23 protein-coding genes are annotated in these 23,649 nt (G+C 67.9%); 14 read left to right on the top strand and 9 right to left on the bottom strand.

What is annotated here, in order from left to right:
- The first annotated feature begins 17 nt into the window (after positions 1 to 17).
- From leuB to accD, 8 genes are all read left to right on the top strand, one after another.
- Positions 18 to 1,106, top strand: a complete 1,089-nt coding sequence (leuB, locus tag ASD34_RS01365; RefSeq protein WP_056572043.1) for a 3-isopropylmalate dehydrogenase — start codon at positions 18 to 20, stop codon at positions 1,104 to 1,106.
- A gap of 90 nt (positions 1,107 to 1,196) precedes the next feature.
- Positions 1,197 to 2,342, top strand: coding sequence for an aspartate-semialdehyde dehydrogenase (gene asd, locus ASD34_RS01370; protein ID WP_056572045.1), 1,146 nt, complete (start codon positions 1,197 to 1,199; stop codon positions 2,340 to 2,342).
- Positions 2,343 to 2,509: 167 nt separating this feature from the next.
- On the top strand, positions 2,510 to 5,269 hold the full coding sequence (locus tag ASD34_RS01375) for a FimV/HubP family polar landmark protein (protein WP_056572048.1): 2,760 nt from the start codon (positions 2,510 to 2,512) through the stop codon (positions 5,267 to 5,269).
- 31 nt (positions 5,270 to 5,300) lie between these two features.
- Entirely contained in the window at positions 5,301 to 6,125 is an 825-nt protein-coding gene (truA, locus tag ASD34_RS01380; protein ID WP_056572050.1) for a tRNA pseudouridine(38-40) synthase TruA, read from the top strand.
- Positions 6,122 to 6,865, top strand: a complete 744-nt coding sequence (locus ASD34_RS01385) for a phosphoribosylanthranilate isomerase (RefSeq protein ID WP_056572052.1) — start codon at positions 6,122 to 6,124, stop codon at positions 6,863 to 6,865. The genes truA and ASD34_RS01385 overlap by 4 nt, the downstream gene beginning before the upstream one ends.
- Positions 6,866 to 6,912: 47 nt before the next feature.
- Complete coding sequence (trpB, locus tag ASD34_RS01390) at positions 6,913 to 8,199, top strand: tryptophan synthase subunit beta (protein WP_056572053.1); 1,287 nt, start codon at positions 6,913 to 6,915, stop codon at positions 8,197 to 8,199.
- Complete coding sequence (gene trpA, locus ASD34_RS01395) at positions 8,199 to 9,044, top strand: tryptophan synthase subunit alpha (RefSeq protein ID WP_056572055.1); 846 nt, start codon at positions 8,199 to 8,201, stop codon at positions 9,042 to 9,044. The genes trpB and trpA overlap by 1 nt, the downstream gene beginning before the upstream one ends.
- Before the next feature lie 24 nt (positions 9,045 to 9,068).
- Positions 9,069 to 9,941 (top strand): acetyl-CoA carboxylase, carboxyltransferase subunit beta, encoded by an 873-nt coding sequence (gene accD, locus ASD34_RS01400; RefSeq protein WP_056572057.1) that lies wholly within the window; start codon positions 9,069 to 9,071, stop codon positions 9,939 to 9,941.
- A gap of 76 nt (positions 9,942 to 10,017) precedes the next feature.
- Here accD and ASD34_RS01405 read toward each other — a convergent pair whose 3' ends face one another.
- Entirely contained in the window at positions 10,018 to 10,578 is a 561-nt protein-coding gene (locus ASD34_RS01405; RefSeq protein ID WP_056572059.1) for a YggT family protein, read from the bottom strand.
- 49 nt (positions 10,579 to 10,627) lie between these two features.
- Between ASD34_RS01405 and ASD34_RS01410 the strand changes: the two genes are divergently transcribed.
- From ASD34_RS01410 to ASD34_RS01435, 6 genes are all read left to right on the top strand, one after another.
- Positions 10,628 to 11,272 (top strand): LON peptidase substrate-binding domain-containing protein, encoded by a 645-nt coding sequence (locus tag ASD34_RS01410; protein WP_235509931.1) that lies wholly within the window; start codon positions 10,628 to 10,630, stop codon positions 11,270 to 11,272.
- A gap of 125 nt (positions 11,273 to 11,397) precedes the next feature.
- Positions 11,398 to 12,936, top strand: a complete 1,539-nt coding sequence (lysS, locus tag ASD34_RS01415; RefSeq protein ID WP_056572064.1) for a lysine--tRNA ligase — start codon at positions 11,398 to 11,400, stop codon at positions 12,934 to 12,936.
- A gap of 47 nt (positions 12,937 to 12,983) precedes the next feature.
- The gene (locus tag ASD34_RS01420) at positions 12,984 to 13,610 is read left to right on the top strand and encodes a class I SAM-dependent methyltransferase (RefSeq protein ID WP_157609601.1); all 627 of its coding nucleotides are present in this window, start codon (positions 12,984 to 12,986) and stop codon (positions 13,608 to 13,610) included.
- A 222-nt stretch (positions 13,611 to 13,832) separates the two neighbouring features.
- Positions 13,833 to 15,098: an Hsp70 family protein gene (locus ASD34_RS01425; RefSeq protein WP_056572066.1), complete on the top strand. Its 1,266-nt coding sequence runs from the start codon at positions 13,833 to 13,835 to the stop codon at positions 15,096 to 15,098.
- A 7-nt stretch (positions 15,099 to 15,105) separates the two neighbouring features.
- Entirely contained in the window at positions 15,106 to 15,660 is a 555-nt protein-coding gene (locus ASD34_RS01430; protein WP_056572068.1) for a YgjP-like metallopeptidase domain-containing protein, read from the top strand.
- Positions 15,657 to 17,549 (top strand): glycosyltransferase family A protein, encoded by a 1,893-nt coding sequence (locus ASD34_RS01435; RefSeq protein WP_056572070.1) that lies wholly within the window; start codon positions 15,657 to 15,659, stop codon positions 17,547 to 17,549. Before ASD34_RS01430 ends, ASD34_RS01435 begins: the two co-directional genes overlap by 4 nt.
- Here ASD34_RS01435 and nagZ read toward each other — a convergent pair.
- From nagZ to lepB, 8 genes are read right to left on the bottom strand one after another with little or no spacing between them, the layout of a single operon-like run.
- The gene (gene nagZ, locus ASD34_RS01440; RefSeq protein ID WP_056572072.1) at positions 17,519 to 18,616 is read right to left on the bottom strand and encodes a beta-N-acetylhexosaminidase; all 1,098 of its coding nucleotides are present in this window, start codon (positions 18,614 to 18,616) and stop codon (positions 17,519 to 17,521) included. The two genes, ASD34_RS01435 and nagZ, sit on opposite strands and share 31 nt — an antisense overlap.
- A gap of 44 nt (positions 18,617 to 18,660) precedes the next feature.
- Complete coding sequence (gene acpS / locus ASD34_RS01445; RefSeq protein ID WP_056572075.1) at positions 18,661 to 19,053, bottom strand: holo-ACP synthase; 393 nt, start codon at positions 19,051 to 19,053, stop codon at positions 18,661 to 18,663.
- Positions 19,050 to 19,817, bottom strand: coding sequence for a pyridoxine 5'-phosphate synthase (locus ASD34_RS01450; RefSeq protein ID WP_056572076.1), 768 nt, complete (start codon positions 19,815 to 19,817; stop codon positions 19,050 to 19,052). The genes acpS and ASD34_RS01450 overlap by 4 nt, the downstream gene beginning before the upstream one ends.
- Entirely contained in the window at positions 19,814 to 20,587 is a 774-nt protein-coding gene (recO, locus tag ASD34_RS01455; protein ID WP_056572078.1) for a DNA repair protein RecO, read from the bottom strand. The genes ASD34_RS01450 and recO overlap by 4 nt, the downstream gene beginning before the upstream one ends.
- Position 20,588: 1 nt before the next feature.
- Entirely contained in the window at positions 20,589 to 21,554 is a 966-nt protein-coding gene (gene era, locus ASD34_RS01460) for a GTPase Era (RefSeq protein WP_056572080.1), read from the bottom strand.
- A 7-nt stretch (positions 21,555 to 21,561) separates the two neighbouring features.
- Positions 21,562 to 22,248 carry a ribonuclease III gene (gene rnc, locus ASD34_RS01465; RefSeq protein ID WP_056572447.1) on the bottom strand — a complete coding sequence of 229 codons (687 nt, stop codon included), beginning with the start codon at positions 22,246 to 22,248 and terminating at the stop codon, positions 21,562 to 21,564.
- Positions 22,249 to 22,268: 20 nt separating this feature from the next.
- Complete coding sequence (locus ASD34_RS01470) at positions 22,269 to 22,640, bottom strand: DUF4845 domain-containing protein (protein ID WP_056572082.1); 372 nt, start codon at positions 22,638 to 22,640, stop codon at positions 22,269 to 22,271.
- Between the two features lie 41 nt (positions 22,641 to 22,681).
- Entirely contained in the window at positions 22,682 to 23,647 is a 966-nt protein-coding gene (gene lepB / locus ASD34_RS01475; RefSeq protein ID WP_056572085.1) for a signal peptidase I, read from the bottom strand.
- Between the last annotated feature and the right edge of the window lie 2 nt (positions 23,648 to 23,649).

Raw genomic sequence — 23,649 nt, forward strand, 5'->3', positions numbered from 1 at the left:
AAACCTCAGACCAACTTATGAAAATCGCAGTTCTCCCGGGTGACGGCATCGGCACCGAAATCGTGGCGGAAGCCGTCAGGGTGCTCGAAGTCCTCGACCTGAAGTTCGAGATGGAATCGGCCCTGGTCGGCGGTGCGGCCTACGAGGCCCACGGCCACCCGCTGCCCGAGTCGACGCTCAAGCTCGCCAAGGAATCCGACGCGGTGCTGTTCGGCGCGGTGGGCGACTGGAAGTACGACAAGCTCGACCGCCCGCTGCGTCCCGAGCAGGCCATCCTGGGGCTGCGCAAGAACCTGGGCCTGTTCGCGAACTTCCGTCCGGCGATCTGCTACGAGCAGCTGGTGGGCGCCTCCAGCCTCAAGCCCGAGCTGATCGCGGGCCTGGACATCCTGATCATCCGCGAGCTGACCGGCGACATCTACTTTGGCCAGCCGCGCGGCCGTCGCACAGCAGTGGACGGGCACTTCCCGGGCGCCGAGGAAGCCTTCGACACGATGCGCTACTCGCGCCCCGAGGTCGAGCGCATCGCCCGCGTCGCCTTCGAGGCGGCCCGCAAGCGCAGCAAGCGCGTGACCAGCGTGGACAAGGCCAACGTGCTGGAGACCTTCCAGTTCTGGAAGGACATCGTGACCGAGGTCGGCAAGGAGTACCCGGACGTCGAACTCGACCACATGTACGTCGACAACGCGGCCATGCAGCTTGTGAAGGCGCCCAAGAAATTCGACGTGGTGGTCACCGGCAACATGTTCGGCGACATCCTCTCGGACGAGGCGGCGATGCTCACCGGCTCGATCGGCATGCTGCCCTCGGCCTCGCTCAATGCGAGCAACCAGGGCCTGTACGAGCCCAGCCACGGCAGCGCCCCCGACATTGCTGGCAAAGGGGTTGCCAATCCTTTGGCTACAATCCTGTCCGCTGCCATGATGCTCCGCTTCTCCCTCAACCAGCCCGAAGCTGCCGACCGTATCGAGTCGGCGGTCAAGCACGTGCTCGCCTCCGGGCTGCGCACGGGCGACATCTGGTCCGAAGGCACGAAGCGCGTCGGCACCCGCGAAATGGGCGACGCGGTCGTAGCAGCCATCACCAAAAAGACGATTACCGGCTAACCGCAGCCCGCTTCGTCACGCCCTCCCCCGGCCGACGAGTCGGGGGCAAAAAAGACTGATTTTTTCTTTCTTCACTAAGGGCAAACTGAAATGGCGAACGCATCCAAGCAACCTCTGGTCGGCCTCGTGGGCTGGCGCGGCATGGTCGGCTCGGTCCTCATGGACCGCATGCAGGCCGAAGGCGACTTCGGCCTCATCGAACCGGTCTTCTTCTCGACCTCCAACGCCGGCGGCAAGGCCCCGGCGATGGCCAAGAACGAAACCGCGCTGAAGGATGCGAACGACATCGAGGCACTGAAGAAGTGCGACATCGTCATCACCTGCCAGGGCGGCGACTACACCAGCGAGGTGTTCCCCAAGCTGCGCGCCGCCGGCTGGAACGGCCACTGGATCGACGCGGCCTCCACGCTGCGCATGAACGATGACGCGATCATCGTGCTCGACCCCGTCAACCTGCCCGTGATCCAGAACGCGCTCGCCAAGGGCGGCAAGAACTGGGTCGGCGGCAACTGCACCGTGAGCTGCATGCTCATGGGCGTGGGCGCCCTCTACAAGGCCGGCCTGGTCGAGTGGATGACCAGCATGACCTACCAGGCGGCCTCGGGCGGCGGCGCCCAGCACATGCGCGAGCTGCTGACCCAGTTCGGCACCCTGAACGCCGAAGTGCGTGCCCTGCTCGACGACCCGAAGTCGGCCATCCTCGAAATCGACCGCAAGGTGCTGCACAAGCAACAGAACCTGAGCGCCTCCGAAATCGCCAACTTCGGTGCCCCGCTGGGCGGCTCGCTGATCCCCTGGATCGACAAGGACCTGGGCGACGGCATGTCCAAGGAAGAGTGGAAGGGCGGCGCCGAGACCAACAAGATCCTCGGCCAGGGCGCGGGCTTCGGCACCGCCGCCACGCCGGTGGACGGCTTCTGCGTGCGCATCGGCGCCATGCGCTGCCACAGCCAGGCGCTGACCTTCAAGCTCAAGAAGGACGTGCCGCTGGCCGACATCGAAGCGATGATCGCCGCCGACAACCCCTGGGCGAAGGTCGTACCGAACACGCGCGAAGCCACGGTCAAGGACCTGACGCCGGTGGCCGTGACCGGCACCATGGACATCCCGGTCGGTCGCATCCGCAAGCTGGCGATGGGCCCCGAGTACGTCGGCGCGTTCACCATTGGCGACCAACTGCTGTGGGGCGCCGCCGAACCGCTGCGCCGCATGCTGCGCATCCTGCTCGAAGCCTGATGCGGGCAGCTCAGGGCCTTGAAATACAAAAATGTTGCCGAAAGGCAACGAAGGATGTCATCGGAAGTATGCGCGCACTGGGTAGATCAGGCGCATTGCCTTGTCAGTGCATGGTGATGATGCTAACGTCCTCTTACAAATTCAGGGCCTGAGCCGCCCCTATCAGCATGACAAGACATCTGTTGCCCGCGGCCCGCCCTTCGGCCGCCCGCCCCGCCCTGCCGTCGAATGGCTGGCGCCTCTCCCTCCTGGGTGCCGCTGCGGCCCTGACGCTGGGGCTTGCCAGCGCCAACGCCAGCGCGTTCACACTGGGACCGCTGCGCGTGCAGTCCGCATTGGGCGAACCGCTGCGCGCCGAGATCGATGTCACCGAAATCGCCGCCAATGAAGCGGACGGCCTGAAGATCAACATCGCCACGGCCGAGGCCTTCAAGAACGCGGGCATCCCGTACAACGCAGCCCTTGGCGACGTGAAAGCCACGCTGCAACGCCGCGCTGGCGGCCAGTATGTCGTGCGCCTGGCCGGCAACCGCCCGCTCAACGACCCCTTCATCGACCTGCTGCTCGAAGCCAATGGCGCCTCGGGCCGTATCGTGCGCGACTACACCGTTCTGCTCGATCCGCCGGTCACGCGCCAGGCGGCCACTGCGCCGGTGGCGCCCATCGCACCGCAGATCGCGACGCCGGTCGAGCGTCCCGCACCCGCCCCCCGCGTGCGCCGTGAACCCGCACCCGCGGTTGCGGCAACGCCCGCTGCGGCTGCGCCAGCTCCTGCGGCTGCCGCGCCCGCACGCGCTGCCGTCGCCACCCCGAGCGGTGGCAGTGGCGAACAGCTCACGGTGCGCCGGGGCGACACCGCCGGCAGGATCGCCGCGGCCCACAAGCCTGCCGATGTCTCGCTCGACCAGATGCTGGTCGCGCTGCTGAACGCCAACCCCGACGCCTTCATCGGTGGCAACGTCAACCGGATGAAGGCCGGTGCCGTGCTCGACCTGCCGAACGCCGCTGCAGCGGCCGCCGTGCCGGCCGCCGAAGCGCGCCGCACGATCACCGCGCAAAGCCGCGACTTCGGCAGCTACCGACAGCGCCTTGCGGAAAACGCTCCAACCACCAATGTGGCCGCCGCGAGCCGCCAGGCTTCGGGCAAGCTGCAGGCCAGCGTGGAAGACCGCAATGCCGCCGCCAGCGCGGCCGACAAGCTCACGGTGTCGCAAGGCAACGCCGCAGCGCGCGCCGCCGATGAAAAGGTCGCGCAGGCCCGCCAGGCGCAGGACAGCAGCAACCGCGTCGCCGAACTTACGAAGAACATCAACGAGCTGAACAAGCTCAAGGCCGGTGCTGGCACCGGCACCGGATCGTCCGCTGCTGCTGCGCCTGCAGCGTCGGCCACCACACCCGGCATTGCTGTTCCTGCACCGCTGACGGGTGCCACGACGCCGACGCCGACGACCACGGCCAGCCCTGCCCCCGTCGCCGCACCGGCAACGCCGGCTCCCGCCGCTGCACCGGTGGCTGCTGCAACCGCGCCTGTCGCCGCCGCGTCTGCCGCTGTTGCACCCGCCGCAGCAGCCGCCCCCTCCGCCACCGACGCGGCCGCCCTCCCCGTGGCAGCCGCTGCCAGCGCTGCGGCCGCCGCCGCGCCTGTCGTCGCGCCCAAGCCAGTGGTCAAGGCCGCTCCGCCGCCGCCCCCGCCGGAGCGCAGCTTCCTCGACGAGCTGCTGGACAATCCGCTGATGCTTGCCGGTGCCGCGCTGATCGCGCTGCTGATCGGCTTCCTGCTGTACCGCGTGCTGGGCCGCCGCCGTGAAGAGATGAGCGAAAGCGTGTTCCTCGAGAGCCGCATTCCGAAGGACTCGTTCTTCGGCGCCAGTGGCGGCGAATCGGTCGACACCAAGAACCGCGGCGACTCCACCGTGTCGTCGCTGTCGTACTCGCCGAGCCAGCTCGACGCGGGCGACGTCGACCCGGTCGCCGAAGCCGACGTGTACCTCGCCTACGGCCGCGACCTGCAGGCCGAGGAAATCCTGCGTGAAGCGCTGCGCCTGAACCCGGACCGCACCGCGATCCATCTCAAGCTGCTCGAAATCCACGCCAAGCGCCGCGACGTGCGCGCCTTCGACGGCCTGGCCACCGAAGTGCACAAGCTGACCAACGGCGCCGGCTCCGAATGGAACCGTGTGGTCGACATGGGCAAGGACCTCGACCCGGGCAACCCGCTGTACGAATCGGGCACGGGCACTGCGCGTGGTGCGAGCCAGGCCGAAACCGCCGCGTTCGCTGGCGTATTGGCAGCAGCCGCCAAGCCGGCCGCCGCACCCGTCGTGGCGCCGCCGCCCCCGGCTGCACCGCCCGTCGCATCGGCCCCGCCGGCCTTCATGCCATCGGTCGCACCGCTGGACTTCGACCTCGACCTGACCCAGCCGCCAGCTCCGACGCCCGCCCCGGTGGGTGCCAGCCTGCCGAAGTCGGTCTATGCCCCAGCGCCCGCACCGGCCCCGCTGAGCAACGGCCACGCCGCAGCGCCTGTCGACCTCGAAAACGACTTCGACACGGCACCCGGCGCGCTGACCGCGAACACCCGCCCCTCGTCGCTGAACGACGCCGAGCACAACACCCGTCCGGCCATGCTGCGCGATGCGCTGCCCGCCGATTCGGGCTTCATCGAGTTCGACATGAGCGCCCTCGCCGGCCTGCCGGCCCGCTCCGCTGCCGCTGAAGCACCGCGTTCCGCGGCCGTGGCGACCTCGCCGTCCGCACTGGACGACGACGGCGACGACAACCCGCACGCCGTGAAGCTCTCGTTGGCCCGTGAACTGCAGGCCATCGGCGACGTCGAAGGTGCGCGCTCGCTGGTCGAGGAAGTCGAAGCCGAAAGCGCCGGCGACCTCAAATCGCAAGCCAAGCAACTGCTCGCCGAACTGCGCTGAGCCGGTTGCCGACTGCCCTTCTGATCGCTTCGTGAGGCTGGCACTCGGCATCCGCTACAACGGCCAGGCATACGAGGGCTGGCAAAGCCAGCGCTCGGGCCGCACGGTGCAGGACAAGCTCGAAGCCGCCCTCGCGAAGTTCGCCGGCCTGCCCGCCGGCAGCAGGGTCAGCACGCTGTGCGCCGGCCGCACCGACGCCGGCGTGCACGGGCTGATGCAGGTGGTGCACTTCGACACCGCCATTGAGCGCGATCCTTTCTCCTGGATGCGCGGCACCAACCGCTACCTGCCCGACGACATCGCGGTGCAGTGGGCGCACCCGGTGCCCGCCGAATTCCATTGCCGCGCCAGCGCCCTGGCACGCCGCTACGTCTACGTGCTCTCCCAATCACCCGTGCGGCCGAGCCTCGACGCGGGCCGGGTCGGCTGGTCGATGTACCCGCTCGACGGCGACGCGATGCGCGCCGCGGCGGCGCTGCTGGTGGGCCGGCACGATTTCAGCTCGTTCCGCGCCTCGGCCTGCCAGGCCCTCTCGCCGGTCAAGGACCTGCGGCGCCTGGAGATCACGCGCGTGGGCGACGGCGAACGCTGCCGGTGGCATTTCGAGTTCGAGGCGGACGCCTTCCTGCACCACATGATCCGCAACCTGATGGGCAGCCTGGTGCGCATCGGCCGCGGCGACGAGCGGCCCGAATGGATCACGAAGGTGCTCGAGGCGCGCAGCCGCAAGGTCGCGGCGCCCACCTTTTCCGCCGACGGCCTGTATTTCCTCGGCCCGTTGTACGACGCCAAGTGGGGTCTGCCGGCCGAGGCCACGTTCCAGGGCGAGCGGGCTTCGTATGATGGCCCGCCATGACATCCCCTGCTCCCCTCACGCCGCGCACCCGCATCAAGATCTGTGGCCTCACGCGTGAGGCCGACGTCGACGCGGCGGTCGAGGCCGGCGCCGACGCGATCGGTTTCGTGCTTTACCCGAAGAGCCCGCGCGCCGTGAGCGCCGAGCGCGCCGCCGAACTGGCTTCGCGCCTGCCGCCCTTCATCACGCCGGTGCTGCTGTTCGTGAACGAGGCCGCTCCTGAAGTCATAGCATCCCTGACCCGTGTGCCGGGCGCCATGGCGCAGTTCCACGGCGAAGAGACGCACGCACAGTGCGAAGAATCCACCGGCCATGGCCGCTTTCGCTACCTGCGCGCCGCCCGCATTCCACTCGGCGCGGCCGGGGCCGGCTTCGACCTCGTAAAATATGCGTCCGATTACTCCCACGCCCAGGCCATCCTGCTCGACGCCCATGTCGAAGGTTATGGCGGAGGCGGCAAGGCTTTCGATTGGTCACTTCTTCCACCCGCCGTCGACGCTCACCTCGTCTTGAGTGGTGGGCTCACACCTGCAAACGTGAGCGATGGCATTCACAGCCTGCGGACGCGCTGCAAGACGCTGTCCGTTGATGTGAGCTCGGGCGTCGAAATCGACGGTCCCGGGCACAAGGGCCTCAAGGACGCCGGAAAGATCCGGGCATTCGTCGCCGCCGTGAGAGCCGCAGATGCGGCGAACACTGTCAAAGCCTCGGCTGCCGACGCTTCGTCCTTCTCCAGTTAGCCGCCGCACCCGATCGCACTCGGGCTGCGGCCCATCGATCGAGAACCATGCAAAGCCAATTCCAGGACTACCAGCAACCCGACGCCAGCGGGCACTTCGGCCCCTACGGCGGCACCTTCGCGAGCGAGACGCTCACCCACGCGATCAACGAACTGCGCGACGCGTATGCGAAGTTCAAGGACGACCCGGCCTTCCTGGCCGAGTTCCACTACGAGCTGAAGCACTTCGTCGGCCGGCCTTCGCCGATCTATCACGCCGCGCGCACCAGCCGAGAAATGGGCGGCGCGCAGATCTACCTGAAGCGCGAAGACCTGAACCATACCGGCGCGCACAAGATCAACAACGTGATCGGCCAGGCGATGCTCGCGCGTCACATGGGCAAGCCGCGCATCATTGCGGAGACCGGTGCCGGCCAGCATGGCGTGGCCACAGCCACCATCTGCGCCCGCTACGGGCTCGAATGCGTGGTCTACATGGGCAGCCAGGACGTGAAGCGCCAGAGCCCCAACGTCTACCGCATGAACCTGCTGGGCGCCACGGTGGTGCCCGTCGAGTCGGGCAGCAAGACGCTGAAGGACGCGCTCAACGAGGCCATGCGCGACTGGGTCACCAACGTCGAAAACACCTTCTACATCATCGGCACGGTGGCGGGCCCGCACCCCTACCCGACGATGGTGCGCGACTTCCAGAGCGTGATCGGCAAGGAATGCATTGACCAGATGCCCGCCATGCTGGCAGCCGACGGCATCACCGGTGAAGCCGAGGGCAAGCAGCCCGACGTCGTGGTCGCCTGCGTGGGCGGCGGCAGCAACGCGATCGGCATCTTCCACCCCTACATTCCGTTCGCAGGCACGCGTCTCATCGGCGTGGAAGCGGCCGGCGAAGGCCTGGACAGCGGCAAGCACGCCGCCTCGATCCTGCGCGGCAGCCCCGGCGTGCTGCACGGCAACCGCACCTACCTGCTGCAGAACGAGGACGGCCAGATCACCGAGACGCACAGCATCAGCGCCGGCCTCGACTACCCGGGCGTGGGCCCCGAGCACGCGCACCTGGCCGACATCGGCCGCGCCGAATACGTCGGTGTCACCGACGTCGAGGCGCTCGAAGCCTTCCACTACCTGTGCCGCACGGAGGGCATCATTCCCGCACTCGAATCCAGCCACGCCGTGGCCTACGCGCTGAAGCTCGCGAAGACCATGCGCCCCGACCAGTCGATCCTCGTGAATCTCTCGGGCCGCGGCGACAAGGACATCGGCACCGTCGCCGACCTGTCGGGCGTCGACTTCTACGACCGGCCCTCGATGCGCGGTCTGAGCGTGAAGGGAGGCAAGTGATGAGCCGCATTGCTGCCAAGTTCCGGGCCCTGCAGGCGCAAGGCCGTCGCGCGCTGATCCCCTACGTCACCGCCGGCTTCCCCTTCGCCGACATCACGCCCGAACTCATGCACGGCATGGTCGAAGCCGGAGCCGATGTGATCGAGCTGGGCGTGCCCTTCTCCGACCCGATGGCCGACGGCCCCGTGATCCAGAAGGCCGGCGAGGCCGCGCTGGCGGTGGGCGTCGGCATGAAGCAGGTGCTCGCCATGGTGGCCGCCTTCCGCACGAAGGACACGACCACGCCGGTCGTGCTCATGGGCTACGCCAACCCGGTCGAGCGCTACGACCTCGTGCACGGCAAGAAGGCCTTCATCCGCGACGCGGCCGCGGCCGGTGTCGATGGTCTGCTGGTCGTCGACTACCCGCCCGAGGAGTGCGAGGACTTCGCCGCCGACCTGAAGGCCGCCGGCATCGACCTGATCTTCCTGCTGGCCCCCACCAGCACCGCCGAGCGCATGGCGCAGGTGGCGCGCATCGCGAGCGGCTACGTGTACTACGTGTCGCTCAAGGGCGTGACGGGTGCCGGCCACCTCGACACCGAAGCGGTCGGGCGCATGATCCCGCGCATCCGCGAGCACGTGAGCATTCCGGTCGGCGTGGGCTTCGGCATCCGCGACGCGCGCACGGCGCAGGCCATCGGCTCTGCGGCGGACGCCGTGGTCATCGGCACCAAGATCATTCAACTCATCGAAGACCAGCCCCGCGACAACGTGGTGCCCACGGTGCGCGAATTCCTGGCCGGCATCCGCGAGGCGCTCGACGCCCTGCCGGCCGCCACGGCCAAGAACGCAGCTGGTCGATAATCACTGCCCTCACAAGGAGCCCCCATGAGCTGGCTTGAAAAACTGCTACCCGCCAAGATCGCACAAACCGACCCGTCCGAGCGCCGCCAGGTGCCCGAGGGCCTGTGGATCAAATGCCCGGCCTGCGAGACCGTGCTGTACAAGACCGACCTCGAGCACAACCAGAACGTCTGCCCAAGCTGCAGCCACCACCACCGCATCGGCGCCCGCGCGCGCCTGGATGCGTTCCTCGACGCCGAAGGCCGCTACGAAGTCGGCCAGGAAGTGCTGCCGGTCGATGCCCTGAAGTTCAAGGACAGCCGCAAGTACCCCGAGCGCCTGAAAGAAGCCCTGGAGAACACCGGCGAGACCGACGCGCTGGTCGTCATGGGCGGCTCCGTCCACAGCATCAGCGTGGTCGTGGCCTGCTTCGAATTCGAGTTCATGGGCGGCTCCATGGGCAGCGTGGTCGGCGAGCGCTTCGTGCGCGGCGTCGAAACGGCCATCGAGCAGAAGGTGCCGTTCATCTGCTTCACCGCCACCGGCGGCGCGCGCATGCAGGAAGGCCTGCTCTCGCTGATGCAGATGGCCAAGACCAACGCCGCGCTCACGCGCCTGGCGAAGAAGGGCCTGCCCTACATCAGCGTGCTGACCGACCCGACCATGGGCGGCGTGAGCGCCGGCTTCGCCTTCGTGGGCGACGTGGTGATCGCCGAACCCAAGGCGCTGATCGGCTTTGCCGGCCCGCGCGTGATCGAATCGACCGTGCGCGTGACCTTGCCCGAGGGCTTCCAGCGCGCCGAGTTCCTGCAGACCAAGGGCGCGATCGACTTCATCAGCGACCGCCGCGAACTGCGCAAGACCATCGCCAGCACGCTGGCCATGCTGCTGCGCCAGCCAGCCGACGCGGTGCTCTGACCGCTTCAGGCTTCGGCCTGTACGCCCGCACGCCGCGAAGGCGGTGCGGGCGTTTTGCCGTCTGGAGTGAACGCCCTCAGGCGCCGAGCCGGAACGCGAAGACCAGCAGGTTGCCCAGCACGATCGCCACCACCTGCAGCACCACGATGGCGGCCAGCGGCGACAGGTCGACCCCACCGATCAGCGGAATGAAGCGCCGGAAGGGCCGCACCAGCGGCTCGGCCAGGCGTGAGATCAGGTCGAGCAGCATCGGCGACGCACCCGGAATCCACGACAGCACCGCATACACCACCAGCAGTGCCGTCAGGCCCGACACCGCCAGTTGCAGCAGGCCGACCAGCGACACCAGCGGCAGCGCCGTGATCCGCGCCAGGCTGCCGGCCAGCAGCCACAGCACGAGAAACTTGAGCATCACCAGCAGCCAGGCCGCGATCAGGCTCGCGAGGTCCCAACGCTTCACCGCGGGCACGATGCGCCGCAGCGGCAGCACGATCCAGTCGGTGATGGCAAACACGAAACGCCCCAGCGGATTGCCGAAGGGCACGCGGTGGTATTGCATGTACAGGCGCAGCAGGCAGGCGCCGCCAAGCAGGCCGACGATCACGTCGAGAAGAAACGAAGGAATCTGATAGAGCATGGGTCGCAGCCGTGAGCGGAATGCGATGATAGCCACGCAAGGTTCTTCGATGACGACACAACCCCTTCTGCATTCACTGCCATTGTTCCCGCTCGGTACGGTGCTCTTCCCCGGCGGGCTGCTGCCCTTGCGCATCTTCGAGGTCCGCTACCTCGACATGATCGGCAAATGCCGCAAGGCCGGCGTCCCCTTCGGCGTGGTCAGCCTGACCAGCGGCGCCGAGGTGCGCAAGGCCGGCGCGCAAGCCGAGAGCTTTGCGAATGTCGGCACGCTCGCCGACATCCACGCGTTCGACGCCCCGCAAAGCGGCCTGTTGCAGATCGAATGCGTCGGCACGACGCGCTTTCGCGTGCGCCACAGCGCGCTGCAGAAGAACGGCCTCTGGGTCGCCGAAGTCGAAGCCGTCGCCGACGACGTCGCGCTCGACATTCCCGACGACCTGCACCACACCGCCACCGCGCTGCGCCGCCTCGTCGACACCCTCGAAGCGCGCCGCCGCGCGCAGGGCGACACGGTGCGCCTGCCGATCGGCGCGCCCTACCGCTTCGACGACTGCGGCTGGGTCGCCAATCGCTGGTGCGAACTGGTGCCGATGCAGCTGGCGCTGAAACAGCGCCTCATGGAACTCGACAGCCCGCTGATGCGCCTCGAACTGGTGAGCGACCTGCTGGCGCGCACCGGCATCACCGAATAGTTTGCTTCTTTTTTCATAGCGTTTCGCGCAGGATTGACGGGCGCTCGCTGCAGCTTTTGCGCAAGGCCTATCGGCTAAAATGCCAACCCTCGCGCACGCTCCCGGTTGCGCCTCATCCGCCTCCCATGTCCGACCCACAGACCCCCCCCGTTTCCACGCCCGCCGTCGACGACAACCAGCTCATCGTCGAACGCCGCGAAAAGCTCAAGCTGCTGCGCACGGCGCAAACCGAAGGCAAGGGGGTCGCGTTCCCGAACGACTTCAAACCCGGCCACCGCGCTGCGGCGCTGGTCGCGCAGCACGACGGCACCGAGGCCGAGGCGCTCGAAGCGCAGGCCGTGGCCGTCAGCGTCGCCGGCCGCATGATGCTCAAGCGCGTGATGGGCAAGGCCAGCTTCGCGACCGTGCAGGACGCCACCGGCCGCATCCAGCTCTATGTGACGCGCGACGCCATCGGCGAAGAAGCGTATGCCGACTTCAAGCGCTGGGACCTCGGCGACATCCTCGGCGCCGAAGGCACGCTGATGAAGACCAAGACCGGCGAGCTGTCGATCAAGGTGACCCGCCTTCGCCTGCTCACCAAGAGCCTGCGCCCGCTGCCCGACAAGTTCCACGGCATGGCCGACCAGGAACAGAAGTACCGCCAGCGCTATGTCGACCTGATCACCGACGAGTCGGCCCGCGTGCGCTTCACCGCGCGCAGCAAGGCCGTGAGCGCGCTGCGCGAGTTCATGGTGTCGCACGACTTCCTCGAGGTCGAGACGCCCATGCTGCACCCCATTCCGGGTGGCGCGAACGCCAAGCCCTTCAAGACGCACCACAACGCGCTCGACCAGGAGATGTTCCTGCGCATCGCGCCCGAGCTGTACCTCAAGCGCCTGATCGTCGGCGGCTTCGAGCGCGTGTTCGAGATCAACCGGAGCTACCGCAACGAAGGCATCTCGGTGCGGCACAACCCCGAGTTCACGATGATGGAGTTCTACGCGGCCTACTGGAACTACCGCGACCTCATGGACTTCACCGAGACGCTGATCCGCACCATCGCCGACAAGGCCGTGGGCACGCAGCAGCTCACCTACGGCGGCAAGCCGGTCGACCTGACGCAGCCCTTCGAGCGCCTGACGATCCGCGAAGCGATCCTCAAGCACACCGATGCCGGTGACGGGGTCGATGACACCACCTGGCTCATCAACGCCCTGCGCAAGCTCGGCCTGAGCGAAGAAAAAGACAAGCTCTCACAGCGCAGCCTCGCCAGCCTGCAGGTGATGTACTTCGAAGAGACGGTCGAAGAGAAGCTCTGGCAGCCGACCTTCATCATGGAGCACCCGACCGAGATCTCGCCGCTGGCGCGCGCCAACGACGAGCGCCCCGAGGTCACCGAGCGCTTCGAGCTGTACATCACCGGCCGCGAATTCGGCAACGGCTTCAGCGAGCTGAACGACGCCGAAGACCAGGCCGCGCGCTTCAACGCACAGGTGGCCGCCAAGGACAGCGGCGACGACGAAGCCATGTTCTACGACCACGACTTCGTGCGCGCGCTCGAATACGGCATGCCGCCCACCGGCGGCTGCGGCATCGGCATCGACCGCCTCATGATGCTGCTGACCGATTCGCCGAGCATCCGCGACGTAATTCTTTTCCCGGCACTGCGCCGCGAAGGCTGACATCCCGCTCCTTGGCGACCGCCCGTTCTCCGTTCACAAGAAATCGCATGGCTCATCCTCAGCAGTCCTTCTTCGTCAACGGCGTCAAGCAGTTGCTGCCCGCCTACTTCAATCAGCGGTCGGTCCTTGAGATCGGGAGCCTGAACATCAACGGCTCGGTGCGCGAGACCTTCACCGACTGCACCTACCTCGGACTGGACGTGGGCGAGGGGCCGGGCGTCGATCTCGTCTGCCACGGCGAGAACTACGGCGGTGAAGCGAGCAGCGTGGACGTGGTCATCTCCTGCGAAGCCATGGAGCACAACCCGCAGTGGCCAAAGACATGGCTCAACATGCTGCGCCTGGTGAAAACCGACGGGCTGCTCATCATGACCTGCGCCACCGAGGGGCGTCGCCAGCACGGCACCACGGCGTTCGATCCGACGGCTTCCCCACTCACCACGGGCCAAGGCCAGGAGCACTACCAGAACCTGGTCGCAGCCGACTTCCAGGCTCTGGTGAATCACGATGCGTGGTTCTCGGTCTGGGGCTTCTATCAGGATTTCAGCAGCCGCGACCTCTACTTTTTTGGCGTGGGCAAGCAGGCGTCCGAAGAAGTTCAGGCGCAGGCGCGGCACCTGGCATCCGCCTTCAAGGACCACTACCACCGCGTGAACGTCCTGGGGCTCTATTGATCCGGAGGGGTCGCTGCCTCGACGGCGTCGACCCTGTCTGCAACCCCATCGGCGCGCAAGGCCAGGCCTGCGCGAGCGCGATTTCTTGAGGCCGCACATCGACGTGTGGGTGCTCAGCAGGTCGGCGACGATCGCCGCAGGCGGCGTGGGATCTCGGCGTTCCGCCCCTCGCGCGCTCCGGCCGACCCTCTACACTCTTGGGCCCTCCGATTTCCTGCTTGAATGAATCCCCTACGCACCCCGGCCATCGGCATCGATTTCGGCACTTCGAATTCCGCGGTTTCCTTTGCCTCCCCCAGCGAGGCCGCGCGCCTGCTTCCCATCGAGGGCAGCGCCACCACCCTGCCGACTGCCCTCTTCTTCAATGCCGAGGACCGCAGCACGCACTTCGGTCGCGACGCCATCGCGCTGTACCTGTCCGGCGTCGAGGGCCGGCTCATGCGCTCGCTCAAGAGCCTGCTCGGCAGTCCGCTGATGCAGGAGAAGACCGCCGTCTATGACGGCCTGGTCAGCTTCGAGGACATCATCGCGCGCTTCCTGCACGAGCTGGTGACGCGCGCCGAACGCGAGCTGGGCCAGCGCCCCGAGCGCGTGGTCATCGGTCGCCCGGTGCATTTCGTCGACGACGACGCCAAGCGCGACCAGCGCGCCGAAGAAAGCATGCGCCACGCCGCGCGCGCGGCCGGCCTGCGCGACGTGTCGTTCCAGTACGAGCCCATTGCCGCGGCCTTCGACTACGAACAGCGCGTCACGCGCGAGTCACTGATCCTGATCGTCGACATCGGCGGCGGCACCTCCGACTTCACCGTGGTGCGCCTGGGCCCCGAGCGCATGGCGCGCGCCGACCGCGCCGACGACGTGCTGGCCACCAGCGGCGTGCACATCGGCGGCACCGACTTCGACCAGCGCCTGAACCTGGAGCGCGTGATGCCGCTGCTAGGGCTGCGCCACCTCGGCCCGAGCGGGCGCGAGGTGCCCAGCAAGGTGTTCTTCGAACTGTCGTCCTGGCACCTGATCAATTGGCTCTACGCTCCGAAGGCCGTGCGCCAGGCGCGCGAGCTGCGCACCAGCTACAGCGACCGGCAGCTGCACGACCGCCTGATGACGGTGCTCGAGGAGCGCGACGGCCACCGCATCGCCAGCGAAGTCGAACAGGCCAAGATCAACGGCTCGGTCAGCGACGCCGAGGTGAGCATCGACCTGTCGTACATCGAACCGGGGCTGGTTTCCGCGCTGACGCCTACCGACATGGCGCAGCAACTCGCGGCGCCACTGGAGAACGTGGTGGCCTGCGCCCACGCCTGCGTGAAGCGCGCCGGCCTGCGCAGCGGCGACCTCGACGCCATCTATCTCACCGGCGGCTCGTCAGCGCTGCGCCCGTTCCAGCGCGCGCTGCGCGCAAGCTTCGCGGGCGTGCCGCTGATCGAAGGCGACCTGCTCGGCGGCGTGGCTGCGGGACTCGCCTACGCTGCGCGCACGTCGGGATAGGAAAGAGATGAAGTACCTGTCCGCGTACCCGCCCGCGCTGCTGGCGCAGGTGAGCGAGCTGATGGCGGCCGACAAGCTCGGCGCCCTGCTGCGTGGACGCTACGCCGGCCTGCACGACATCCGCACCGACCGCGCGCTGTACGACTACGCCTGCGAGCTCAAGGGCGAGTACATGCGCAAGGCCGAGCCGCTGGCCAAGGCGGTGTTCGACAACAAGCTGCACGTGGTGCGCCATGCGCTGGGCACCCACACCACCATTGCGCGCGTGCAGGGCAGCAAGCTCAAGACCAAGCGCGAGATCCGCGTGGCCAGCCTGTTCAAGACCGTGCCGCTCGAATGGCTGCGCATGATCGTCGTGCACGAACTGGCCCACAGCCGCGAGAAGAACCACGACAAGCCCTTCTACGCCCTGTGCACGCACATGGAGCCCGAGTACCACCGCTTCGAGTTCGAGCTGCGCCTGTACCTGACGCACCTGGAAGCAGGCGGCGCGCCGCTGTGGCCCGCGGCGGTGGGCGCACCAGGCTCGGACGGACCCGACCCGCTACAGTCGTCGCCATGACCTTGCCACGGCTGCACTTCACGTCACTGTCCGAAGACGCGGTCTGCGGCGACATCGTGCGTACCTACCGGCTGGCAGCCGAACGACTCGGTTACCCGACGACCTACGCACCGGCCGCCATCGATTCGAGTGCGATCAATATCCTGTTCTTCTTCTGGGACGTTCCCTGGGAGAGCCTCGCATCGCTCCATCCGAACTGCATCGTCGTCAACTACGAGCCGATGGTTGAAGGCACGCATGCCTGGAACGCCAACTACCGCGACCTGATCCCGCGCTGCTACCTGTGGGAGTACAGCAAGACCAACTTCCAGCGCCACCGCGAGCTGGGCTACCAGAACGCAGACTACGTGCCGCTCGGCTGGGAACCCGACGCGGCGCGCATCCTGCCGTTGCCGGAAGTCCTGCCCGAAGAGGCGCGTGACATCGACGTCTGCTTCTTCGGCTCGCTCACGCGGCGACGGATCGACATTCTCGAGGCGCTGATGGCGCGCGGCCTGCGCGTCGAAGTGACGCGCGGGAGGTCCTGGACGCAGGCCGAGCGCGAAGACCGCATCCGCCGTGCCAAGGTCATGCTGAACCTGCACAACTGGGAAGAGTCCCGCGTGGTCGAGACGCCACGCCTGTCGATCCTGCTGCGCCACCGCAAGGCCGTGGTCTGCGAGCTCTACCCCGACAGCGAGATCGACCCCGCCTTTCGCGATGCCGTGGTGGGCGTGCCCTACAACCAGCTGGTCGACACCGTGGTCGCGCTGCTCGCCGATGCACCGCGCCGCGCGCAACTCGAACGCGACGGGCTCGACACGCTCCAGCGGACCTTCGCGCCGCCGGACATCGGTCCCGCGCTCGATCGCTATTTCGCCTGGCGCGCCCAGCAACCCGACCGCGTGCCATCCGTGGCCATGCCGCGCGTGACGGTCTGCCTGGCACCGGACGGCACCCGTGACGACTGGCTGCAGGACCTGCGCGACTGGACCCTGCAGGCCGATGTGGCGCTGGAACTGGTCGTGGTTGCGGCAGGCCTGTCTGCAGCCGCTGAGGACGAGGCGCGCGCCATCGCTCCAAACCTGCGCTGGATCGCACTGCCCGTGGCCTGCGACCGCGCGACCTTGCGCAACCTCGCGCTCGCGCAGGCCACCGGCGACCACGTCGTCTTCCCCGATGCGGGCGACCGTGCCCTGCCCGGCCGCCTGCAGTGGCAAGCCGCGCTGCTTGCTGCCCGCCCGGATCTGGACATCGTCGGTTGCTGGAGCGAGACACCCGCTGGGCTGCTGACTTATGCCCAGCGGCACGACGAGATCGTGGCGGAGGCGCTGGGTTCCGAGCCGCTGCGGCTGTCGGCCTGCCTCGTCCGTCGCAGCTTCCTGGACCGCACCGGCGTGCGTCATGACCCCGAGTTCGCGGTGCATGACGGCCTGCAGATGCTCTGCCGCTGCATCGTGGCCGGCGCGCGCTTCGCGGTCATTCCGGAGCTGCTGCACCGCGCGGTACCGGTCGAGCCGCCCGCAAATCCCGCGCACGCCGCCTCGCTCGCGATGCGCGCGCGGCGCGCGGTGCTGCGCCACCTGCTGCCACGCAGCCGCGTGGAAGACATCGATCGGATCGCCCAGCTCTACGCCCATCTGTGGCCGCCGCAGCGCGACTTTGCCGAACAGCTGCTGCGCACCGTGGCGCACGCGTGCGCCGCGCTCGCGCCTGACAGCACGCCGCGGATCGACGCGGAAATGCTGACGCGCGCGCTGCGCAAGGAATCCCTGCGGGTGCTGCAAGTGTTCTTCCAGGCCGGCCTGGCCGACAAGCCCTGGCTGGAATCGCTGTTCGAAACGCCCGAGGTGGCCGCCTGGCTCGGCCCCGCGGCGAATCAGCTGCCGGTGCGGCCCTTCCGGGACTGAGCGCCAGCCAGCAGGCGTTGCGCCTGCACGTAGCGCGGCGAGGCCGTGAGCGCCGGCCAGTCCAGCGCCTCCTCGCCCGGCAGCAGCGACCGGCGCCTCGCTTCGCTGGCCGCATCGCCCTGCCAGCGGCCGTCGGCCGCCGCGGCGGTGAAGCCGTCGAGCATCTCGTCCAGCGGCCGGCCTTCGCCGATGCTCTGGTTGCACAGCAGCGCCAGGTCGCAGCCTGCCGCAAGCGCCGCCAACACGGCGTCGGTGAAGCTCAGCAGCTCGCCGTCGATGTAGCGCCCCGCCTCCATGCTCAGGTCGTCGCTGAACACCGCGCCGCCAAAGGCGAAGCGCTGGCGCAGGATGTCCTTCAGCCATTTCTCGGAGAAACCCGCCGGGCGCTTGTCGACCTTCGGGTAGATCACGTGCGCCGGCATCACGGCCGCGAGCGTGCCGCTCAGCCAGTCGTAGGGCCGTGCGTCGTCGGCCAGGATGGCTTTCAGGCTGCGCCGGTCGACCGGGATCTCGACGTGCGAATCGGCCTGCACGAAGCCATGCCCCGGAAAGTGCTTGCCGCAGTTGCGCATGCCCATCTGCAGCATGCCGTGCATCACGCTCTTGGCGAGCAGCGCGACCACGCGAGGGTCGCGGTGAAAGCTGCGGTCGCCGATCACGCTGCTGCCACCGTAGTCCAGGTCGAGCACCGGCGCGAAGCTGAAGTCGACGCCGCAGGCGCGCAGCTCGCCGGCCAGCACCTGCCCGGCGGCGGTGGCGACCTGCGTGGCGCGCAGGGCATCGCGCATCCACAGTTCGCCCAGGCTGCGCATCGAAGGCAGGCGGGTGAAGCCGTCGGTGCGAAAGCGCTGCACCCGGCCGCCTTCGTGGTCGACGCAGATCAGCAGGTCGGGCCGGATCGCCTTGATCTCGGCGTTCAGCGCGGTCATCTGCGCGCGGTCCTGCCAGTTGCGGGTGAAGTGGATCACGCCGCCCACGTGCGGGTTGGCGAGGCGACGGCGGTCGGCGGCGGTGAGTTCGGTGCCGGCCACATCGATGAGGAGCGGCGCGTGGTTCAGTTCGGTCATGTCGGTCGATCGGTCGGCAAGGCGCAGCGGCGCCGGGGATTCGTTCAGGCCTTTTCCACCACCACGAAGCTGGCGGCGTACTCGGTTTCGTCGGTGACGGTCACGTGCGCCGTCAGGCCCTGCGCCTCGAACCAGTCTTTGAGCTCGCCGTGCAGCACGATCACCGGCTTGCCGCTGCGCAGGTTGGCGATCTCGCACAGGCGCCAGCTCATCGGCATGCGCATGCCCAGGCCGATGGCCTTGCTGAAGGCTTCCTTGGCGGAAAAACGCGTGGCGAGGTAACTCAGGCCGCGCTTGGGCCAGCGCGCGGCGCGGGCCTGCCAGATGGCGAACTCGGCGTCGCTCAGCACCCGGCGGGCGAAGCGCTCGCCCTGGCGCTCGAAGGTGGCCGCGATGCGGCGCACGTCGCAGATGTCGGTCCCGATGCCGTAGATCATGCGGCGTCGGCGATGCAGCGCAGGTAGTCGCGCGTGGTCGCGGCGTACCCGAGTTCAAGCGCATCGGCGACGAAGGCATGGCCGATCGACACCTCGTGCACGCCGCGCACCGCGCGCAGGAACGGCGTGAGGTTGTCGCGGCTCAGGTCGTGGCCGGCGTTGACGCCCAGGCCCGCCGCGTGGGCAGCCTGCGCCGCGGCCACGTAGCGCGCGAGCACGGCGGCTTCCTGCGGCGTGCCGCGCGCGGCGGCGTAGCCTTCGGTGTAGAGCTCGACGCGGTCGGCGCCCACGGCCCGGGCGGCGGCCATCATCTCGGGAATCGGGTCCATGAACAGGCTCACGCGCACGCCCAGTGCCTTGGCTTCGGCGACCAGCGGGCGCAGGCGCTCGGCGTCTTCCGGAAAGCTCCAGCCGTGGTCGCTGGTCGACTGGGTTTCGCTGTCGGGCACGAAGGTGGCCTGGTGCGGCTTCAGGTCGCGCACGAAGTCCATCAGGTTGTGGAAGGGGTTGCCTTCGATGTTGAACTCGATGGCCGGCCAGTCCTTGGCGAGCAGTTCCGACAGGTCGCTCACGTCGTGTGCGCGGATGTGGCGCGCGTCGGGCCGCGGGTGCACGGTGATGCCCTGCGCGCCCGCCGCCAGGCAGGCCTGGGCAGCGCCCACCACGCTCGGGATGCCGAGGTGGCGCGTGTTGCGCACCAGGGCCACCTTGTTGAGATTGACTGACAGGGCCGTGGTACCGGCTTCGCCCGAAGAAGTGCTCATAGTGCTTGCAGATCTCTCATCATTTGCCGCGTGCGCAGCGTGGTCACGCCGCAATGGTAGTTGAGCAAAGTGCGCAGCTGGTTGCGCAGGGCACTGTTGCTGCCCGCGTTCATGGTCGCGACTTCGCGCAGCGTGGCGGTGAACGGGGTGCGGTCGTCGAGCACATCCTGCAGCGCGCGCCAGTCGGCGCCGGCCAGCGCGGCCTCGTCCTTGGTCGCCTGGCGCAGGCCGGCTTCGGGCACGAGGGTGTAGCGCGTGCGGGCCGCCAGCGGCTCCAGGGTGAGCGTCTGCACGTCGAGCGAGGGCAGCAGGCCGACCGAACGCAGCAGCAGCAGCTCGAAGGCACGCAGCGCGGCAGCCTGCGTCGCGGCCTGGGCGCCCGCATGGTCGCCGGCCAGCACCTGCACCACGCCGGCGTAGGCGTCGAACAGCGCCTCGTGCGCGTCGTCGCGTGCCAGCAGGCGCAGCAGGAGTTCGTTGACGTAGTAGCCCGAGAGCAGCGCCTCGCCGGTCGGCATGACGTGGCCGCCCATCCATTCGGCGCCCTTGAGCGTGCGGATCTCGGCGTCGCCGCCGTAGTTCAGCTGCAGCGGCTGCAGCGGCAGCAGCACGGGACGGAAATTGGAACTCGGCCGCTTCGCCCCCTTGGCCACGAGCGCGATGCGCCCGTGGTGGCGGGTGAAGACCTCGAGGATCAGGCTCGACTCGCTCCAGTCGTAGCGATGGAGCACGTAGGCCGGTTCATGCGAAACGCGATGAGCGGCAGCCACTTCATTCGTAGCCGAAGGAGCGCACGCGCGCCTCGTCGTCGGCCCAGCCCGAGCGCACCTTCACCCACAACTCGAGGAACACCTTGGCGTCGGCCAGTTTCTCGAGCTCCACGCGGGTTTCCATGCCGATGCGCTTGATGCGCTCGCCCTTGTCGCCGATCACCATGGCCTTGTGGCCGTCGCGCTCGACCACGATGGTGGCGGCGATGCGCAGCAGGCGCTTCTGCCCCTTCTTCTGGGGCGGCTCTTCCTCGAACTTGTCGATGATGACGGTCGAGGTGTAGGGCAGCTCGTCGCCCGTGAGGCGGAAGAGCTTTTCGCGCACCAGCTCGCCGGCGAGGAATTTCTCGCTGCGGTCGGTGAGTTCGTCTTCGTCGTAGAACCAGGGCTGCTCGGGCAGGTACTTCTCGCAGATGCCGAACAGGCGCTCGACGTCCTTCGCGTTCTTGGCCGACATGGGCACGAACTCGGCGAAGCTGTGCTTGGCCTGCATCGTCTGCAGCCAGGGCGCGATGTCGCCGCGGCGGTGCACGTTGTCCAGCTTGTTGGCCAGCAGCACCGTGGGGATGCCCTTGCCCAGCAGCTTGAGCACGCGCTCGTCGGCCGGCGTGAAGCTGCCGGCCTCGACCACGAAAAGAATCAGGTCCACATCGCCGACCGCGCCCTGCACGGTCTTGTTGAGCGACTTGTTCAGTGCGTTGGCATGCAGGGTCTGGAAACCCGGCGTGTCGACGAACACGAACTGCGTGGCGCCCAGCGTGCGCATGCCGGTGATGCGGTGGCGCGTGGTCTGCGCCTTGCGCGAGGTGATGCTGATCTTCTGGCCGACCAGCGCATTGAGCAGCGTCGACTTGCCCACATTGGGCTTGCCGACGATGGCGATCAGGCCGCAGTGCTGCGGCCCGGTGGCAGGCGTGTCGCCTGCGGTGTCTTCGGGTCCCGCTGCGGGATTGGTTACATCGTTCATTCTGATTTCACGCGGCGCCGCGTGCCTTGAGCCGGATCAACATGGCGGCCGCGGCAGCTTGCTCGCCGGCGCGGCGCGAGCCGCCGATGCCGCGCTCACGAAGGCCCAGCTCGGGCACCTCGCACTCGACATCGAAGGTCTGCTTGTGCGCTGCACCCAGCGTCGCTGCCACGCGGTACACCGGTAGCTTCATTTTGTGGCCCTGCAGCCATTCCTGCAATTCGGTCTTCGGGTCCTTGGCTGCGGCTTCCATGCGCGGATTGATCTCGACCGCCTCGTAGAGCCGGTGCACCAGCGCCTGTGCGGCGGCAAAGCCGGCGTCCAGGTAGACCGCGCCGATCAGCGCCTCGAGCGCGTCGGCCAGGATGGAGGGGCGGTTCGGGCCGCCCGAGCGGGCCTCGCCTTCACCCAGGCGCAGCAGCGGCGACAGCGCCAGCCCCAGCGCGAGCCGGTGCAGCGTGTCCTGCTTGACCAGGTTGGCCCGCACGCGCGACAGGTCGCCCTCCGGCAGTTCCGAGAGACGGATGTACAGCAGGTGCGAGACGGCCAGGTTCAGCACCGAGTCGCCGAGAAACTCGAGGCGCTCGTTGTGGTCGGCCGAGAAACTGCGGTGCGTGAGCGCGAGCTGGAGCAGCCGCGGGTCCGAGAACGTGTACTGAAGGCGCGCCTGCAGCGCGACGAGGCTGCCGTCCACCTTCTTGTTCGACACCGCGGTCAGCGGGACTCGCCCTTGTATTTGAGCGTCAGGTAGGCCGGCCCGAACAGCGGAATCTCGCGCTCGTACGCATACCCCACGACGACCTTGTCGCCCACCTTCTTGATCTCGAGGTCCCGGCCGCTGACCGACTTGAAGTCGTCGATGGCCTGGGCGCGGTCGAAGATCGCGCGGATCTCGGGCACTGTCGTGCCTTCCTTGGCCTTGTTGGCGGCCTTGTCGATGGCCTGCCATTCGATCAGCGTCGGAATGACCTGCGCGACGACAACGCCGAGGCAGCCCAGCACCGCCGCGACGAACACCAGGCCGATGAACGAGATACCGCGCTGGCGCGCAGCGCTGCCACGGACGGACCGACTGTTGGTTCTCATGCCCTCTTACCCCTCGAACAGTGTCGTTGACTGCTGATTAATTATTGAAACGGACCGATGCGACCGAGATCGCCGAAATTCATCCAGACAAAGAAGGCCCTGCCCACGATGTTCTTGTCCGGTACGAATCCCCAGAAACGGGAATCGGCCGAATTATCGCGGTTGTCGCCCATCATGAAGTAGTTGCCTTCGGGCACCTTGCAGACCACGCCTTCGACCGAGTAGCGGCAGTTCTCGCGGAACGGGAAATCGCTGGCGCCCGGCACGAAGGCGGGGGCGTTCTCGTCGTTGAGGATCTTGTGCTGCTTGCCGCCGAGGTCTTCGTCGAACTGCTTCAGGATGCGCATCGACTCGCCGTCGAGGTAGTCGGCGATCGGGGCCTTGCCCACCGGCTGGCCGTTGATCGTGAGCTTCTTGTTCAGGTAGGCCACCTCGTCGCCCGGAATGCCGACCACGCGCTTGATGTAGTCCATGCTGGGCTTGGGCGGGTATCGGAACACCACCACGTCGCCGCGCGCCAGTGGCGTGCCGTCGGTGATCTTGGTGTTGACGACCGGCAGGCGCAGGCCGTAGGTGAACTTGTTGACCAGGATGAGGTCGCCGGTCAGCAGCGTGGGCATCATCGAGCCCGAGGGAATCTTGAAGGGCTCGTACAGGAACGAGCGCAGCAGGAACACCACCAGGATCACGGGGAACAGGCCCGCGGTCCAGTCGAGCCACCAGGGCTGCATCAGCAGGCGCTCGCTGGCCTTGGCGTCGGTGGTGTCGACCTGGGTGATGCCCTGCCCCGCCAGCCGCGTGTTGCGTTCGGCGATGGAGCTCTCGAGCGTGGCGGCGGCGCGTTCGCGCTGCGGCAGGAAGTAGAAGCGCTCGGCCAGCCAGTAGACCCCGGTGACCACCGTGGCCACGAACAGCAGCAGCGCAAAGTTGCCTTCGAGCGCGCCGAAATACCAGGCGCCGACGTAGCTGGCGAACGCCGCGAGAACCAGGGTGGTGAGGTATGCCATGT

This window comes from Variovorax sp. Root473, from assembly GCF_001426505.1.
Taxonomy (GTDB): domain Bacteria; phylum Pseudomonadota; class Gammaproteobacteria; order Burkholderiales; family Burkholderiaceae_C; genus Variovorax.